This window comes from Streptomyces aidingensis (assembly GCF_900112355.1).
GTDB lineage: Bacteria > Actinomycetota > Actinomycetes > Streptomycetales > Streptomycetaceae > Streptomyces > Streptomyces aidingensis.
Genome location: NZ_FOLM01000007.1, coordinates 242,658 through 258,595, shown reverse-complemented (window position 1 = coordinate 258,595; position 15,938 = coordinate 242,658). Strand labels below are relative to the sequence as shown.

17 protein-coding genes and 5 pseudogenes are annotated in these 15,938 nt (G+C 69.6%); 8 read left to right on the top strand and 14 right to left on the bottom strand.

The genetic code is table 11. The features are described 5' to 3' along the window. Window positions 1-236: 236 nt before the first annotated feature. Window positions 237-1,340: a glycoside hydrolase family 11 protein gene (locus BM242_RS15045; RefSeq protein ID WP_093839322.1), complete on the bottom strand. Its 1,104-nt coding sequence runs from the start codon at window positions 1,338-1,340 to the stop codon at window positions 237-239. A gap of 615 nt (window positions 1,341-1,955) precedes the next feature. Between BM242_RS15045 and BM242_RS15040 the strand changes: the two genes are divergently transcribed. Further along, window positions 1,956-2,438 carry a GNAT family N-acetyltransferase gene (locus BM242_RS15040; RefSeq protein ID WP_175541427.1) on the top strand — a complete coding sequence of 161 codons (483 nt, stop codon included), beginning with the start codon at window positions 1,956-1,958 and terminating at the stop codon, window positions 2,436-2,438. Window positions 2,439-2,511: 73 nt separating this feature from the next. Here the strand turns inward: BM242_RS15040 and BM242_RS15035 are convergent. Both BM242_RS15035 and BM242_RS15030 read right to left on the bottom strand, forming a co-directional pair. Beyond that, window positions 2,512-2,870: pseudogene (locus BM242_RS15035) on the bottom strand (ATP-binding protein); the annotation flags it as partial. Between the two features lie 77 nt (window positions 2,871-2,947). Then, window positions 2,948-4,012, bottom strand: a complete 1,065-nt coding sequence (locus BM242_RS15030; RefSeq protein WP_107365132.1) for a hypothetical protein — start codon at window positions 4,010-4,012, stop codon at window positions 2,948-2,950. A gap of 153 nt (window positions 4,013-4,165) precedes the next feature. On the opposite strand from BM242_RS15030, the gene BM242_RS15025 reads away from it, so the two are divergent. Then, on the top strand, window positions 4,166-4,702 hold the full coding sequence (locus tag BM242_RS15025) for a hemerythrin domain-containing protein (RefSeq protein ID WP_093839319.1): 537 nt from the start codon (window positions 4,166-4,168) through the stop codon (window positions 4,700-4,702). Window positions 4,703-4,806: 104 nt separating this feature from the next. On the opposite strand, the gene BM242_RS30280 is transcribed toward BM242_RS15025, so the two are convergent. Together BM242_RS30280 and BM242_RS30275 are read right to left on the bottom strand one after the other, a co-directional pair. Further along, window positions 4,807-5,523 carry a CmcI family methyltransferase gene (locus tag BM242_RS30280; protein ID WP_245834112.1) on the bottom strand — a complete coding sequence of 239 codons (717 nt, stop codon included), beginning with the start codon at window positions 5,521-5,523 and terminating at the stop codon, window positions 4,807-4,809. Window positions 5,524-5,715: 192 nt separating this feature from the next. Continuing rightward, a pseudogene (locus tag BM242_RS30275) lies at window positions 5,716-5,877 on the bottom strand (IS5/IS1182 family transposase); the annotation flags it as partial. A 427-nt stretch (window positions 5,878-6,304) separates the two neighbouring features. On the opposite strand from BM242_RS30275, the gene BM242_RS28920 reads away from it, so the two are divergent. Together BM242_RS28920 and BM242_RS15015 are read left to right on the top strand one after the other, a co-directional pair. Next, window positions 6,305-7,255, top strand: coding sequence for a terpene synthase family protein (locus BM242_RS28920; RefSeq protein ID WP_217652497.1), 951 nt, complete (start codon window positions 6,305-6,307; stop codon window positions 7,253-7,255). Between the two features lie 263 nt (window positions 7,256-7,518). Next, entirely contained in the window at window positions 7,519-7,950 is a 432-nt protein-coding gene (locus BM242_RS15015) for a transposase family protein (protein WP_342746969.1), read from the top strand. 45 nt (window positions 7,951-7,995) lie between these two features. Here BM242_RS15015 and BM242_RS31175 read toward each other — a convergent pair. The 5 genes and pseudogenes from BM242_RS31175 to BM242_RS29440 form a co-directional block, all read right to left on the bottom strand. Next, a pseudogene (locus BM242_RS31175) lies at window positions 7,996-8,218 on the bottom strand (SAM-dependent methyltransferase); the annotation flags it as partial. Beyond that, the gene (locus BM242_RS15005) at window positions 8,191-8,457 is read right to left on the bottom strand and encodes a hypothetical protein (protein ID WP_093839317.1); all 267 of its coding nucleotides are present in this window, start codon (window positions 8,455-8,457) and stop codon (window positions 8,191-8,193) included. The gene BM242_RS15005 and the pseudogene BM242_RS31175, both read right to left, overlap by 28 nt. Then, the gene (locus BM242_RS29445) at window positions 8,454-8,603 is read right to left on the bottom strand and encodes a hypothetical protein (RefSeq protein ID WP_175541426.1); all 150 of its coding nucleotides are present in this window, start codon (window positions 8,601-8,603) and stop codon (window positions 8,454-8,456) included. Before BM242_RS29445 ends, BM242_RS15005 begins: the two co-directional genes overlap by 4 nt. Window positions 8,604-9,200: 597 nt before the next feature. Beyond that, the gene (locus tag BM242_RS15000; RefSeq protein ID WP_093839316.1) at window positions 9,201-10,934 is read right to left on the bottom strand and encodes a thioester domain-containing protein; all 1,734 of its coding nucleotides are present in this window, start codon (window positions 10,932-10,934) and stop codon (window positions 9,201-9,203) included. 255 nt (window positions 10,935-11,189) lie between these two features. After that, the gene (locus BM242_RS29440; RefSeq protein WP_175541408.1) at window positions 11,190-11,417 is read right to left on the bottom strand and encodes a hypothetical protein; all 228 of its coding nucleotides are present in this window, start codon (window positions 11,415-11,417) and stop codon (window positions 11,190-11,192) included. On the opposite strand from BM242_RS29440, the pseudogene BM242_RS14995 reads away from it, so the two are divergent. After that, window positions 11,340-11,713: pseudogene (locus BM242_RS14995) on the top strand (transposase); the annotation flags it as partial. The gene BM242_RS29440 and the pseudogene BM242_RS14995 overlap by 78 nt on opposite strands. Before the next feature lie 318 nt (window positions 11,714-12,031). On the opposite strand, the gene BM242_RS14990 reads toward BM242_RS14995, so the two are convergent. Beyond that, window positions 12,032-12,454: a winged helix-turn-helix transcriptional regulator gene (locus tag BM242_RS14990; protein ID WP_093839315.1), complete on the bottom strand. Its 423-nt coding sequence runs from the start codon at window positions 12,452-12,454 to the stop codon at window positions 12,032-12,034. Between the two features lie 85 nt (window positions 12,455-12,539). On the opposite strand from BM242_RS14990, the gene BM242_RS14985 reads away from it, so the two are divergent. The 3 genes and pseudogenes from BM242_RS14985 to BM242_RS29435 all read left to right on the top strand — a co-directional run bounded on the left by BM242_RS14985 (window position 12,540) and on the right by BM242_RS29435 (window position 14,249). Next, window positions 12,540-13,355 (top strand): NAD(P)H-binding protein, encoded by an 816-nt coding sequence (locus BM242_RS14985; RefSeq protein ID WP_093839314.1) that lies wholly within the window; start codon window positions 12,540-12,542, stop codon window positions 13,353-13,355. 54 nt (window positions 13,356-13,409) lie between these two features. Further along, window positions 13,410-13,718 (top strand): annotated as a pseudogene (locus BM242_RS14980) (IS481 family transposase); the annotation flags it as partial. Window positions 13,719-13,859: 141 nt separating this feature from the next. Further along, window positions 13,860-14,249, top strand: a complete 390-nt coding sequence (locus BM242_RS29435; protein WP_175541424.1) for a hypothetical protein — start codon at window positions 13,860-13,862, stop codon at window positions 14,247-14,249. A gap of 38 nt (window positions 14,250-14,287) precedes the next feature. Here BM242_RS29435 and BM242_RS14970 read toward each other — a convergent pair whose 3' ends face one another. The 3 genes from BM242_RS14970 to BM242_RS14960 form a co-directional block, all read right to left on the bottom strand. After that, a complete protein-coding gene (locus BM242_RS14970) occupies window positions 14,288-14,911 on the bottom strand; it encodes a dihydrofolate reductase family protein (protein ID WP_093839312.1) in 624 nt (207 codons plus the stop codon). Further along, window positions 14,908-15,321 carry an SRPBCC domain-containing protein gene (locus BM242_RS14965; protein WP_217652495.1) on the bottom strand — a complete coding sequence of 138 codons (414 nt, stop codon included), beginning with the start codon at window positions 15,319-15,321 and terminating at the stop codon, window positions 14,908-14,910. The genes BM242_RS14970 and BM242_RS14965 overlap by 4 nt, the downstream gene beginning before the upstream one ends. A 73-nt stretch (window positions 15,322-15,394) precedes the next feature. After that, window positions 15,395-15,727: an ArsR/SmtB family transcription factor gene (locus BM242_RS14960; RefSeq protein WP_093839394.1), complete on the bottom strand. Its 333-nt coding sequence runs from the start codon at window positions 15,725-15,727 to the stop codon at window positions 15,395-15,397. Between the last annotated feature and the right edge of the window lie 211 nt (window positions 15,728-15,938).

The window sequence follows — 15,938 nt, the reverse complement described above, 5'->3', positions numbered from 1 at the left end:
AAACAGCTCCCGTTCGACATCGAAACCTCCGGCCTTCCCCGCAACTCCGGCAGCAGGGGCGTGCGGCACCACCGGCCCGGCCGGACAGACCGGCCCCGGCGCGGGCGCGCACCGAACGGGCCGTTCAGCGCCTTCCGGACCAACCCGGACCTCCGGGTCCCGGGACGCGCGACGGCGCGGTGCCGGGGAGGCACCGCGCCGAGGCGGGGAGAGGAGGCAGGCGGCGATGGCGCGGGTCAGCTCGCGGTGCAGCTGCCCACGGAGGGGCTCGGGCTGGGCGGGCCGCTCACGGTGAAGCCGAATGCCGTCGACTGGCCGGCGCTCAGCGTGCGGTTGTAGCTCGCCGCGGTCACGGTCACCACGTTCCCGCTCCTGCTCATGCTGCCGTTCCAGAGCGAGACGATCGTCTGGTTGCTCGCCAGCGTCAGCGGCACCTGCCAGTTGGAGATGCCGCTGCCGCCCGCGGTGACGGTCACCTCGCCGTTGAAGCCGCTGTTCCACGAGTTGGTGGTGCGGTACGTGGCGCTGCAGGAGCCCGTGCCCCCGCCGCCCGTGGTGCTTCCGCCGGTCGTGGTGCTTCCGCCGACCGCGGTGCTTCCGCCGACCGCGGTGGTCCCGCCGCCCGAGGTTCCTCCGCCGCCGATGGAGATGTTGGAGCTGCCGCTGCTCTGGTAGCCCTCCGATGCCATGATCATGTAGTAGCTGAAGGCTCCCAGCGGCATCCCGGCCGCCTGCCAGGCGTCGAAGTGGCGGCCGGTGTTGATGGTGCCGCTGCTCCGCTTGCTCTGGCGGACGCTCCAGTACTGCTGGAAGGTCCTGGTGCCTTCCACCGACGGCGCGTTGGTGCGCGTGGACTCGTAGAGGGTGTACGTGCCGCCGTCGTCGGTGACCGTGCCGCGTTGCTGGCCGGCCGAACCGGGGTTGTACGGGCCGTGGTTCTCCACGATGTAGTACTCGACCAGCGGGTTGGAGGTCCACCCGTACAGGGCGAGGTAGCCGTTGCTGCCCGGGTTGAACGTGCCGGAGTAGGTCACGGTCCGGCGGCTGCCGTTGGCCCAGCCCAGGCCGCCGACCCAGTTGTTGGTGTTGTTCCACTGGCTGCTGTACTGCCCGGCGGCGCCCAGCGTCATGGTGACCGTGCCGGGGCTGTCGGTCCAGAAGGAGTAGTAGTACCCGTTGTACGTGCCGGTGGAGTTGCTCGTGATGACCTGGTCGGCGCGCGCAGTGCCGGGCAGCAGCAGCCCGGAACCGGCCGCTGCCGCCATGGCCCCGGCGCCGCCGAGGACGAACCTTCTGCGGCTCACCTGGCTTAAGCCGGACTTGTGGGGGGTTTCGCTCATAACGAGTGTTTCCTCCTCGTGAATGGCCCCGTCGATTGCCGGGAGACACGCCTGACGTGCCTCGGGCGCTGAGCGACGAGGGCGACGGGGGGACCGGCCTCACGCCTGCGGCGCTCGGCCGGGGAGCGTCACCACAGTCTTCTGTGGTAGGGGAGTTGTCAATAGTTGCGCAATGTTTCCGAAACTTAGTCGTGATACCGTTCGCTGTCTTCGCAGTTGACAGCGGGTGTGGATGAGCTCCGGTGCGGAAGCGAAGGCGCATGTGGTCCTGCCGGCCCGGTGGCGGCGAAAGTTTCGCCCCGGTGCCAAGGGGCCGTCGGAACATCCCGAGCCGACAGCGCCGCGCACCATGCGAGCCGGCGTCGCGGCGCGAACGGATGGCCGTCCGGTGCGGCCGGTTGCGGCGATCGCCGTCGCCGTACCGCCGGCAGCCGGCCGGCGATCCCGGACCGCTTCAACGGGTACTCGCGTCCCCGGTGCCGTTAAGCCTGCTCAGGAGTGGTCTAGCCTGGGCTGATGCTGGCTGTTGGACATCGTTTCCAGCTGGTTCTGGTTCGCGCACACCCGTTGAGCAGGGCTTTTTCCCCGGCCTGTGGTCTGTCATGCTCCGGCGGCATGATCGATGACACAGTGGAAGTGCGTACGGCGGTGGAGGGGGACACGGACGGAATCATGGCGCTGGCGCCGAGGCTTGCTGAAGGGGCGGCGGCGTGGCGGGATCGTTGGGCGGTGGTCCGGGCTGCCAGGGCATGGCCGGCTGATTCGCTGGCTGCGGTTGCCGAGGGGAAGGCGGCGGTTTTTGTCGCGGTTCGTGGCGCCGTGGTCGTGGGGGTGGTGGCGGTGGAGGAGCAGCGCCACTTCACTGGTGTGGTGGATGGGTATGTCGGCGAGCTCGCCGTCGCTTCCGATGCAAGCCGTCAGGGGGTGGGGCGGCGGTTGATGACGGTGGCGGAGGACTGGGCCCGGTGCAGAGGGCTGCGTTATGTGACGTTGCAGACCGGTGCGGCCAATACGACTGCGCGCCGGTTCCATGGAGCGTTGGGATATCAGCAGGAGGAGGTGCGCTTGACGCGTGCGCTGGGTGAGGACGCTGACTGAGGTCCCGGGCGTCCTTGGTGCGGGCTGTTGTATTCAGCGTGGACGGCTCTTTCGGTTACTTCCTCGGGTTGTTCGTGTTCGCTCTGGTGCGGTCGTCGGCGGCTTCGGCCGGCTCGTTCACCAGGGCCGCGGCGGTGGTGCAGCGGACGCAGCAGCCGGCCATGGCCGCCTGAGTGCCCAGGGCGATCAGCAGGTCGGATCTGCCGGTACCGGAGCCCCCGATCAGACACAGCGGGCAGCCCTTGGCGATCCGGTCACAGGTGGCGAGGTGTGGATGACGGCCGGGTCAACGTGAGGGTTGGCGGTGCAGTCGAAATCGCGCAGGGACTTCTCCCGGGGGAAGCGGTCTCCGCGGATACGGCGTTCGGCCCGGCGGCGGCCGCGGTCCTCGCACTTGGCCATCAGCAACTCGGCGAGGAACCCAGCGCAGGACAGTCCCGCCGCCGGCGCTGTCCGCGGATCGGTGGTTGCTCCCGCGCGGTGGCGTTCGTGGGCTTCTGGCGGGGCGGCTATTCGACGTAGATCTGGACGGGGTGGGCGGGGTCCTGCCGGCAGGAGAAGATGTGGACGGCGTCGCGGGCGCCGTGGAAGCCGGTCGGGTGGTGGAACTCCTCGCCGCCTTCCACGGCCCGGGTCTGGTCCTCCAGCGGTGTCCAGCTTGGTGTTCCGCGTTCGCCGTTGGGGATGCTCAGCAGCAGGTCGCGGTCGGCTCCGCAGGCGCAGCCCACGGGGCGCGGGCCGTGGGGCCAGTAGGGCCATCCGCCGGCCTTGAGGCCCGGTGCCGCGGCCAGGTCGTTGCGGTAGTCGAACCCGGGGTCGGGCCCGAGGCTGTCATGCCAGTCCTCCAGCCGTTCCTGCAGCGGGTCGGGCAGGGCCTCGGTGTCGGGATAGTCGGTGATCTGCTCGGGTGAGATCACGCAGGTGCTGAGGACGGACCTGCCGTCGGTCCCGGCTCCGTCCGGGGGAGTGGCGTGGTGGGTGAGCTTGGTGGAGTCTCTCCAGCAGACCATGGGGGCCGGCCCGCGGTGGTGTTCGTCCATGCCGGGAACAGCGTTGTGCCAGTGCGGGCACCACAGGATCTGCAGCAGGTCCGTCCCTTCGGGGAAGCGCGCGTGGGGGATGTCCGCCGCACGCAGTTGGACCACCGGCACCATGGGCACCGGTTTCGGCGGCACCGCCATCGCGCTGGTGCGGACCGTGGTTCTGGGCCTGTTGGCCGAGGCCGATGCCAGCATCCGCAGCAGCTGCGCCGCCGTTGCGGCCGGCATCCCCCGGGAGCCGGGCTCGGGTGGAAGCGCGGAGAGGCGGTCGGCCAGGCGGGCGACTTCCTCGTCTCCCCTGCGGAACAGCTCGAGGTCCTCCGCCGTGGCGGGGCGTTCGATCTCCACCATGTGGGGCAGTTGGCACCTCGGCCAGGGCTCGCCGGAGGGCCACAGCATCGGACCGGCCACCGAACTGTCCTGTGGCCGCGGGGTGCCGGGCCGTGGATGCAGCCGGGTCGCCGTCCGGGCGTATGCCGCCAGACCGGGAACGGACGCCGCGACATCGGCCGGGCGGTCAGGAGTGGTGAACACCGTCCGAACGATGCCAGCACACACCACCACACTGTCAAGATCCGTCAACGGCAGGCCCCGAGGGGGCGGCGGACCGGCTCCTGCCGCCGGCGAACGAGCCACCCCTCCCCGGCGTTGACCGGGAACGCAGGAGCGGCCCAGGATGAGACCGGAATGGAGAACCAGGACAACATCCACGCCCGGCTGACCGCATTCGGCAGCCAACTGATCGACGTCCACCGCCGGCTCCGCAGCGAACTCACACGCATCAGCGACGAGATGGACGACTACCTCGACGGCGGCGCCCGGCCGCCCGCGGAGCTGCAAGCCCACTGCCTGGCCTTCTGCTCGGCACTGGAACGCCACCACACCAGCGAGGAACACGACGCCTTCCCCGCGCTGGCCGGGCAGCATCCCGGGCTGGCCGCCGTGCTGGACAAACTGCGCGAGGACCACCGGCTGGTCTCGGGCATCCTGCGGCGGCTGGAGCACCTGATCAAGGACTTGACGCCCCGGGCCCGCGGCAACCCCCGCGAGGCCCGGCGGCTGCGCGGGGAACTCGACGGTCTGACGGCCATCCTGGAATCCCACTTCCCGTTCGAGGAACGCACCCTCACCGACGCGCTCAGCACCCTGCGCGCCCCGGCGTGGGAAGCCACGCCGCCCGCCTTCCTGCACACCCGCCCGCCCACCCCGCCGGACACACCCTGACCGGGCACCGAGAACACCAGGCACCCGGCCCTCGCCCGGCCGCCGGGCAGGGGGAGCAGGGACGCCGGCACGGGAGGTCACGGCTCTCCCGCCGGCCCACCGCACTACCGCACCCGTTGCAGCCAGCCGCCCGGGTGGCAGGTGAGGCCGTAGCGTTCCAGGTCCCGGCGCTGCCGGAATGCGGCACCCTGCGCACTGGCGAGCCAGTCGCGCACGGCGGGCTGCACCCCGCCGGGCATGCCCGGCGGGCGGAGTCCGGGCACGTCCACGATGCCGTCCTCGGCGATGAAGAAGCCGCCGAGGGGCACCAGCGGGGTGAAGTGCCGCAGCGCCGCGAGGGTGGTGTCGTAGGTGTGGAGGGTGTCCTCCACGACCAGGCACCGCGCGCCGGCCGGCAGCGCGGCGGCGACGCGGCGGGCGGTGTCCGGGTCGGTGATGTCGCCCTCCAGCAGGGTGATCTCCCGCCCGTATCCGGGGTCGGCCGCCGGCAGGGCGGCGCGGGCCTTGTCCTGCCGCACATCCACCGAGACCACCCGCACCTCCGCCGGGACACGCCCGTACCCGGCGAGAGCACGCAGCCGGTCGCGGAACCACAGGGCGGCCCCGCCGAAGTGAGTGCCGAGCTCCACCACGGCCTGGCTGCGGGAGAGCCACATCAGGTGCTCCATCAGCCGCAGATCCTCGGGGAACTTCTTGATCCGCACCCCGGCGTACACATCCCGCAGATGCTGGCGCTCCCGCGCCTGCCAGTACATGACCAGGGGCTGCTCCGGCTCCGCCTCGACACGGGGCGGCAACTGCTCGTCCTCTCCGGTGTCCATGCCCGGTGTTCTCCCTGCCTCCGGTGACGGGCACCGGGCGCGAGAGCGAACGTCATGGTCTCCGCAGGTGTCGGGCCGGGACGCGGGCCCGGGCCCTCGGTGCCCGTGCGCTCCCCGGCCGGAGGCCGCCGCAGGCCCGGCGGCCACCACTGTTTCTGCCCCGACATGGCGGTGGAGCCGAGCAGAAACCCGGTCAGCGTCGATGACGACCCGGTGGTTGGTGGAGTACCGGTAGTTCTCGAACCGCTCGGCGATGGTGTGGTCGTGGGTGGAGACCAGGGCGCCGTCCACGATGAGCACGGTGTCCTCGGCGAATCGCTTGCGGGGCTGGAGTGTGAGCAGGGATCGGAGGTGGCACCAAGTGGAGCAATAGTCAAGACCTGTGAATCGATCGGCGGGGTCATTCGTCGAGCAGCGTGACACAGATTTGGCGCTTCAGCGCCTTCGTGTGCCTACGGCTCGTCGAGCTGCTGGCCTTGGTCCTCCAGAGACTCAACTGCCTCGCCCTGCGCCGTTGCCGGAGGCGAAGCGGCCTGATCACATGGCAAGTGTGATTCCCTGGGCGAGCAACATGGGGCCAGCCCTCTGCTGCCGCCCCTGATTCGCTTCGCTCGAGGGATAGGAATGGCGGGTAGGTATGTCTGTCCACGGACCCGACGAGTCCACGTTGCGCGGCACGGTCGACTTTCTTCCTTTGTGGTATCCCACTCCATCCGCTATTCATCCGCGCTGGCAGGAGTTGGACGGTCCGTCCTTGGAATGGGCTCAGCACACTGGGATGGTGCAAACAGCGACAGAACTCGAACGGTTGCGGCGCATGGAAGGCGGGAAACTGGCTGCGTGCGTCTATCCTCACGGTCTATACGACCAACTCCTGTGGGAAACCAAGCTCAACGTCTTCCTCTTTTCCTTCGATGATGCCTACTGTGACATCGGAGAAGCATCGAGAAAACCTGGAGAGCTGGCGCGTGTTACGAACCAGTTGACCTACGTGCTGGAGACACCGGCCGCAGCGGCTTTTCACGCTGAGCCGTTCGCCGTGGCTGTACGGGAGCTGCGCCGAGAACTGGACGGCTTCGCCACCCCGACTCAGGTGACACGCTGGGTGCATACCTTCTCTGCGTATCTGCATCGTCAGACGTTGCACGCCGCCTACCGGGAGAGGGAGGAGTTCCCGCCATTCGATGATTTCTTCGCCGCTCGGCTGGACACCAGCGGCTCGAAGTCGCTGGGCTCCCAGGGAGACATCATTGAAGGTTTTGAGGTACCGCTCGGAGAATGGCGCCATCCCGAGGTACAGGCAGTGGTGGATGCCTGTGGAGCAACCGTGGCGATCACCAATGATTTGTTTTCCTACAACGAAGAACGCCAGGAAAAACGTGAGTGGGTGCATAACCTGGTGGAGCTGTTCGCAGCCTACTATCGATGCAGCCGACAAGACGCAGCCCTCAAGACAGTAGTCGAGTATGAGAAAGTGATCCGGGCCTATTTGGCATTGCGGGAGAGGATTCAGCGGTGGGGTAGCCCTGAATTGAATCGGTACGTGGATCTGTGCGGCCACTGGCCGCGCGCCAACCACGACTGGGCCATTACCTCTGCCCGTTATAACCAGGTCCGGACTCCCGGATTCCCTGTCGAGCCTGCTGCCGAAAGTCTTTGGGCCACCCAACGATTAGAACGGTCACAGCTTTCCCCCATCCAGTGGTGGTGGGACCTACTCGAAGGGGAGTAGCCAATCCCGAATATTGCCGCTGGGTTACTGAGGTTGAATTCGTGGTGTCGTGCCGTTGCCCGGGTGGGTCTGACGGCCAGGCCGTTCTCGGCGAGGCAGCCCTCGATGAGGTCCGGACACAGAACAGGCAAGGCCACTGGTGATCATGTGGGTGTCGAGTCCGTATGAGCACCGAGCGAGTCCATGCCTGCGCGCCCATCTTCCCGTATACCTTCATGCCTGCAACAACTGGGCACCCGGTCCCGCCCGGTCTCGCCTGAAAGGTGACTGTCCTGCGGAAATGTCTGGCCGGTGTGCCGGACCTGCGGGACCGTCGCGGCATCCGCTACCCGTGGACGGCCCTGCTCACTGCCGCGGCTGCCGCCGTTCTGGTCGGCGCCGTTTCCATCACGGCGATCGGTGAGTGGGTTGCCGACGCCCCACAGCGTGTCCTGGCCCTGCTCGGCTTCTGCCCGGTCCTTCCCCCAGCCTTCGGCCGGGAGGTACCCGACCGGTGCGGTGATCACTGCCGATGCCCTGCACACCCAGCACGACCACGCGTCCCACCTGCACAAAGCGGGGCGCACCACCTGGCCGTCGTCAAGAAGAACCACCCCGGACTCCACGAACGGGTCCGTCGACTGCCCTGGCGCGACATCCGCCTGGACCATCACGAACCACCAGGGCCCACCACCCCCAGGAGATCCGCCGGCTGAAGACCGCCGCGCTCGCGCACCTCGACCACCCGCACGCCTGCCAGGGGTGGCCTGGGCGATCTCGTGGCGGTTGGGGGAGGTGGGGACGCCTGTGCCGATGTCCAGAACTGCTCCAGTCCCATGCGGGCCAGGTACCGGTCGAGCGCTGGACGAAGGCGCGGTTGCTCCGGCCGGCGATCAGAGCGGATGGGAAGGCGGCCATAGCCCGGCCGGCCGCCTCACGGCCCGCCGGGAAGTTGGTCACCAGGCCCAGGAAGTAGTCGTATATGCGGGCTGAGTGCGGACGATCGAGGTTCCGTCAACGGCCTGGACGACGGTGTGACTGCGGTAGGTGACCGTCGGCGTTCGGCCGGTGTTCCAGCGGTAGATGATCGTCGCCGGAGTGAACAGGTCGACGCTGAGCTGACAGCTCACCTCGCCGCTCACCGTCACGGTGCCCTCGGCGCTGCTGATGTCGCCGAGCAGCGAGAAGCAGGTGTACCGCGCCTGTCCGCTGACTGTGGTCATGCGGGGGTGTTGGTCATCGACGGGTCGTAGGAGATCGTGTTCGAGCCCAGGGCGCACTGGATGTCGGAAGTCCCGGCATACGCGGTCGGTCCCAGGGCAAGGCTCGCCAGCAGCAGGCCGACGGCGCCGACAACGCTGAGGTTCATACGGAGGCCCACGGCTGCCCCTTCGGCGACGGGTGAAGTAGTGCCCGTCGACCTGTACGGCACATTCGACCTGGTGCTGGCCGCACCCGTCGCGGCCGGGCCGCAGCATCGGCTGGGCGGGCTGGATGTTCTGGGCGCTGGCGGCACCCTGGCCGGTACCGACGAAAGGAAACCGCCGCCGCGCGCCACCGGGGGAACTGGCCGAACAGGCGCGCCGGGCCGAGGACACCGTACAGCAGGCCGAACAGCACCACCGCCAGGCCGGACGACGGGCCACCGCCACCGCGGAGACCCTGCGGCCGAAGCCCGGCGCCGCGCCGAGGAGACCGCCGAACACGCTGAGCGCCTGGAAGAGCAGCGGCCCCGGCAGGCACCACCTCGGCACCTTTTCCGGCGTACCCCCGTTGACTCTCCGACGGGGTAACCGCTGCGTATCGGCGATGGCCCGCCGTAGGGCGGAGCCGCGGCACCGGTCGGCGCGCGCAACCGCTGCATCACCGGGTCCAGCCATTGCCCGGGGGCGGGGGCCGGGGTGAGAACGGGCACGCGCTGGCCCACCGGACGCGTCAGCGTCCGGTGGGCCCGGGCTCCGTGAGCCTATGCAGTCTTGTGGTGCCCGCCCTTGCCGGGCTTGCCACCCTTCCCTGGCTTCCCCGGCTTGTCGTTGCGCAGGGAGTAGACGTCGGTGATGCTGACGAGCTGGGTGGCCCCGTCGGTGATGGTGACGCTGGGCGGTTCGATGACCACATGGGTCAGCTCGACCCGGTCGTTCTCCCCGAGGACGGTCTCCGTCACGGTGCACCGTGTGCCGGCGGGGATGCCGCCGACCACCGGCTGGGCGTAGGTGCCGGCCACCGCGCCCGCGGGGACGGTGAACTCCTGGTCGAAGGCGTTCTCCGGGTCGTCACAGTCCAGCGCGATGACCGCGGTTCCCTGCGCTCCCGCGCCGCTGCCCTTGATGGTCTTGGCGATCTGCAGCGCGCCCAGTGCCCTGGCGTAGTTGTCGGTGACGGTCACGCGCCGGGTCTCCCCCTCCGTGATGACGACCGTCTCGGGTTCGATGACGGGATCGATCACCAGATTGACTTCGCCGTTGTCGCCGGTGGCGGTCTCGGTGACGGTGCATTCGCTGCCGGCCGGGATGCCGCCGATCGTCCAGGAGTGGTCACCTGCCCCGGCGCCCGCTTCGAGGATCAGCTCGTGGTGCTGGTCCAGATCGGTTTCCGGGTCCTGGTCCAGGCAGTCCACCTCGATGACCACCTCGCCCTGGAACCCGGCCCCGCTGCCGGCCACCCGCTTGACGACCTCCAGCCCGCCCGCGGCGAACGGCACAAGCTGGGCGCCGGCCCGCACCACCAGCTCGGTCTCCTGAGCCAGCACCAGCGTCTGGGCGTCGTCCAGGCCCGGGTTGGTGCCGTCGTAGATCAGGGCTGTGCCCTCCAGCACCGTCGCGACGTGTTCCAGGACGAAGCCCTGGGGAACCTCGTCCGAGATGCTGCGGGCCCACAGCTCCGTGCCCGGCTGCACCTCGTCGCCGTCCTGGAGCTGGTTGAGCCCCTCCGGGTCGGTGAACACCTCCACCCCCGTCGTGATGAGCGTCCCGGGAACGTTTCCGGACACCTGGAAAGGGCCCACGATCTCTCCGGTCGCCGGGGCGGCAATCACCTCGGGGGTGACCTCCAGCTCCGGCAGCTCCGGCTCCGCGGCCGGCCCGTTGGCCAGCGTGTCCGCGACGATGGCCTCGGTCAGCGGGCGGACGGTGCTGGTCTCGGACAGGATCAGGTTGTCGGTGAAGAACCAGATGGCGGACTGCACGGCCGCCGCCCGGACGGCGTCGTTCGCGGCCCCGGCCGGCTCCTGGGTGGTCGGGAAGTAGTTCTGCAGGATGTACTCCACGTAGCCCAGGTTGGGGACGTTGGCCTCGCTCCACTCACCCAGGACGTAGTTCACCCCGGCCATGGTGTCGGTGTGCAGATCGATGCAGTACGTCAGGCCGGTCCGCCCGGTGCCCGGGTCCTCGATGACGAGCGTCCCGGCCCAGGAGACCGGGTGCGCCGTGGAGCCGGCCGGAACGCCCGCGGGATAGCCGTTCAGCGGGTCGAAGCCTGCGGGCGCGTCGAAGGCGGACACGGACGTCCCGGAACCCAGACCGACGAGAGTGGCCTCGGTGAACAGGCCTCGCCTGGCGGAGGCCTCACCTTCGGTGAATTCCGCGACCGCGGCCGGGGGAGCGGCGAGCGCGAACAGCCCGGCCAGCAGGCCGACAACCGTCGCGCGTCTGACGTTACCGGCGGCGGCACGCCACCACCGGAGGAAGTTTCCGAGTCGCATGTTCAGGACAACCCCGCATTCATGGTGCACCTGCAAAGATCGCTGATTGACCCAAGCAGTAGCACGCTGTGACGGGCTGGTCGCGCCGAGACACGGGATCTTCCTCCCGCCGCGCCGGTCCTGACTCCGAAGGGCCGGATCAGTGAACATCGACGTCGAGTTGACGAGACTCGACCGCCCGCGGAACTTGGCCACTCCTCCGCACGGCGCTGCATGCCCGCCGGGCTCCTTCGGCTCGCGGACGGCCGGCGGCGGTCAGGGCATGTCGGCCACCCAGCCCCAGAAGGGCGAGTCGTCATCGTCTCCCGGCTCGCAGACCGCGCGGCCTCCAAGCCCCTCGAATCCTTGTTCGTTGTCGGCGGGGTGGGCGAGGACGGCGCGGTGCCGGTCCCGAGGGTTGCCGTACCGCAACTGATCCCGGTCCTGGAGCGTATCGGGGTCAAGCGCCGCGGCGGCGGCCGTCCGCGCACGCGGTCCGAGCATCTGAGCGGCGACAAGGCCTACAGCTCCCGTCGCAACCGCGCTACTTGCGCCGGCGCCGGATCAAGCACACCGTTCCGTAGCCGAGGGACCAGCGGGCCCACCGCCGACGCCGCGGCAGCGAAGGAGGCCGGCCCGTCGGCTTCGGCAAGGAGAGGTACAAGCGCCGCAACGAAGGCGAGCGCACGATCAACCGGCTCAAGCGTTTCCGGGCCGTGGCGACGCGGTTCGACAAGCGTGTCCACGTCTTCCACGGCACTGTCACCGTCGCCGCGATCCGGCTCTGGCTCCGCACATGACCGGCAGGGCGGAGGCTGCCGTCACACGGTCTCGATAGCGCCCTGGAGGGACGTGCTGCTGAGCTCGACGACGACGGAGGCGGCCCGAAGCTCCAACGGCAGGTGAGCGCGCTGCTCCACAGTCCCCAGGATGGCCACCCCCTCCGTAGGAGGATCACAGCCTCCAGGCGTCTGGCCGGATCGGCGACGATGTCGACAACGCCGCCCGGGGCGAAGCGGTCGACCATGACGCCGGCCGGGCTCAAGTAGACGTCAGCCTCGCCGCCGTCGCTCGCCCGCCTGGTTTGTTGCGGGTCGTGACGTTGTTGACGCCGATGGTCATCGGATGCCGTTGTCGGGATGCTGTGCATCGTATGTCTGGCGGGCACGGGCGATGGTGTCTCGGTGCTCGAGTGACCAGTCGGCCAGTGCCTTGACGAGGTGAGTCAGGCTTGCGCCGGTCTCGGTGAGTCGGTAGTCGACCTGGGCGGGCACGGTGGGGTGGACGGTCCGGAGTACCAGCCCGTCGCGTTCCAGCCGGCGGACGGTCAGCGTCAGCATCCGCTGGGAGATTCCCTCGATGGCGCGCTGAAGTTGCCGGAAGCGCCGCGCCCCGTTCGCAAGCTCGACGATCACGAGGACCGACCACTTGTCGCCCACGCGGTCGAGAACGTCGCGGATCCCGCACTCGGGATGGCCGGGCTGTCCGCACGGTTCCAGCTCGGCAGGTCCAGCGGTTACATCCGTGTGCCTCACTGACATGAAACTGCCTCCTTGTGGGCCGACCGCGGCCGGTTCAGGATCGCCGTAGTTACTGAAGAGAACCACGGTAGGAGATTGAACCCCGATGATCATGGTGACCGGCGCGAACGGACAGCTCTCCTCCCTCACGCTCCAGGAGCTGGCCGACCGGAAGGTGCCCGCCCTGGGTGGCAGCCGAACACCCGCCGACGGGCAGCGCCACCTGGACTTCGACGACCCCACCAGCCTCGACCTCACCGGTGTCTCGACGCTGGTCCTGGTCTCGGCCGGATATGCCGAGGACGACCAGGTCATCGCCCGTCACCAGGCCCTTCTCGACGCCGCGGTCCGCGACGGCGTCGCGCACGTGATCTACACCAGCCTGACCGGCACCGGAGACCATCTCGGGTTCGCGCTCGCCCACCGCGCCACTGAGGACCTGGTCAAGGCCAGCGGCCTCGGGTGGACGATCCTGCGCAACGGGCTCTACGCCGAGCTCTTCGGAGCGTTGTTGACGTGGACACCCGACGGCCTGGAGTCAGCGTTCGGCGATGGCGCTCTCTCCGCGGTGGCTCGGGCGGACCTGGCCGCAGCCGCAGCCATCGTCGCCGGTCACCCGACCGCGCACGTCACCAAGACCTACGACCTGGTCGGCGACCCGATCACCGCCGGCGACATCGCCGGACGTCTCGGCGTCGCCCACCGAACGATCGGGCTCAGCGAGTACCGCGCCCGACTCCTCGCGGACGACGCACTGCTGCCGTTCCAGCCGCCGATGCTCAGCTCGATCGCCACCAGCGTCCGGCACGGGTTCCTCGGCAACTCCAGCCCCGACCTCGGGGGACTGCTCGACCGACCGCTCACCGACGCGCTGGCCGTTGCGGCGGACACCGCGGCCGCGATGCGTCCCGGCGCACGCTGACGCGGATGGTTCATCGCAACGCGCCGCTGTCCCTCGATGGCCGTCGGCGGCCGGCGCAAGATCATCGCTCGGTGGCCCGGCCACATGGTCCACATCGACGTGAAGAAGGCCGGCCGAATGCCCGACGGCGGCGGCCGGCGAGTCCACGGCCGAGGAGCCGACCAGGCCAAGGCAGCCGAACGTTCCAAGAGGCAGACGCAGCGCGGCGGCTACATATGCCTGCACTCCGCGGTCGACGGTTACTCCCGACCCGCCTGCACCGAAGCGTCGCCTGACGAGAGAGCGGCTACTGCGATCGCGTTCATGCACCGCGCCCGTGCCTGGTTCGCAGCCCACGGGGCGTGGGAGATCACGCAGGTGCTGAGGACGGACTTGCCGTCGCTCTTGAGGCGGACGTGAAGGAGCGCGGCGAAGGGTGCCTGGTCCCCCTCGGTGCGCTCGCGGGAGCGTTCCCCGGACTTGCGGCCGGAGCTCGGCGGCCCGGCCAAAGGCGGATGTTTCGCTGTGACAGGGCTGGGCGATGCCCAGGACGCGTTCGGTTCCCAGGGCGGCGACCAGGCCGGCCATCGTGCCGCCCGAGCCCAGGGCGGTGATGACGTGCCGGACGTCCGGCTGCTGGGTCAGGATCTCCTCACCCGCCTCACGGTAACCGCGGGCGCCCAGGGCGCCGGATCCGCCGAACGGCACCAGATACGGCACGGCGTTCTCGCCGCGCAGCTCGGCGCACGTCTTCTCGGCCTGTCCGGCCAGCTCCGCGACCGACGACGCTGGGCCGCCCGCCCGGCCCGGTCCCCCGCCGCGGGCAACCCGCCCCTGCGGCTGGGCAGCGCCTCGGCCATCCCCCCTGCCCTGGCCGCCCCCGGGCTCCTCCCACCGGCATGCCGCAACAGCTGACCCACCAAGGGCCCCACGTCGTCCAACAGTTTCACGTCCTACCCGGTGAGATGGGTGACGCCCTCGTAGTCGGCGAGCTTGCCGGCGCCGGTGACCTCATAGTCGAGGACGACGAGGCCGCGCGGCGTGATGCGGTGGTCGACGAGCCGCAGGCCGGCGTCTCTGTGGCCCGTGAGAAGGCGGCGGCCCTGGCCGAGGACCACCGGTGCGATGGCCAGACGGAGGGTGTCGACCAGTCCGGCGTCGAGCAGGGCGGCGGCGAGCCGGGCGCTTCCGTGGACCTGCAACTCGCGGCCCGGCGCGGCCTTGAGGGCACCGACCGTGCGGGAGACGTCGCCCGGCAGCACGGTGGCCGGGGCCCAGTTCACCTCGCGGAGCGTGGTGCTCACAACGTACTTCGGCAGGGCGTTCATGCGCCCCGTGAAGGGATCCGGTTCGGGGATCTCGGGCCAGTCGCGGGCGAATGCCTCGTAGGTGCGGCGCCCCAGAAGCAGACCGTCGGCGAGGTCGAGCCAGTCGGATGCCTGCTGCACGAAGGCCGCGTCCAGATGGGGCGCGAACCAGCCTCCGCGAGTGAAGCCGTCGCTCGGATCCTCGTCCCTCGATCCGGGCCCCTGGGCCACGCCGTCGAGGGTCATGAACGAGATGACGGCGATCTTCATGACCCGGCCCCGTTCTCGGCGAGCGCGGCGAGCGCGGCGCTCACCGCACCCCAGCCGTCGAAGAAGCCCAGCCGCTCGTGCCGGGCACGAGTCGCGGGGTCCTGGTGGCGCACGACGACCCGGTAATCCGTGCCCTCCGGGTGGTCGAGGAGACTGACCTCGGCCGTCATCGCGACCGGCACCGGCACCGGCGCCGCGGGCCGCCACCTGCTGTCGACCGCATTGGTGAAGGCAAGGCGGGACGCCGGTTCGACGAGGAGAAAGACCGCATCGGTGTGGGGAGTGAAGGCACGTCCGTCGTCGCTCATGCTGGTGACGAATCCTCTGCCCGGCCGGGCGTCGAGGACGTCGACCCTGGCGCGGGCCGGCGCGGGAATCCACCACTGGCCACAAGGCCCGGATCGGTCCACGCGCGCCAGACCCTCTCGCGCGGTGCCCGGATCACACGCTGGATCGTGAGATCGAGGTCCGGATCGGTGACGGTCACGTGTCCTCCTGATGGTCGGCGATGACTTGCTCAAGGCGGTCGGTGCGCTGCTCCCACAGGCATCGCTGCTCGGCGAGCCAGTCGTCGACCAGCGCGAGACGTTCGCGATGGAGCGTGCAGGTCCGCACCCGGCCGGACTTGCTGGTGCGGACCAGGCCGCTCGACTCGAGTGTCCGCAGGTGTTTCATGAACGACGGCAACGTGATGGAGAACGCCCCGGCCAGGTCACTCACACTCGCCGGGCCAGATCCAAGGCGCTGGATCCCCGCCCGTCGCGTCGGGTCGGCAAGCGCGACGAACACGTGATCCAGCGCACCATAGTTAGCCATGAGGCTAACTATGGTGGGAGCCGACAGTGCGCGCAAGGGGAAAATGACCAAGGAGTACGGAGGGCACATCACGGAGGCGCAGACCCTTGGAGCCCGGCACCGTCGGCGGTCTTGACCAAGCACCACGCCGGGAAATCACCAAGCCGAAGGGGCGGCCGGTAGCCGGCCCCGCCCCGGCCTCAGCCTGTCCGGTGGGCAGTGGCGCGCCCCT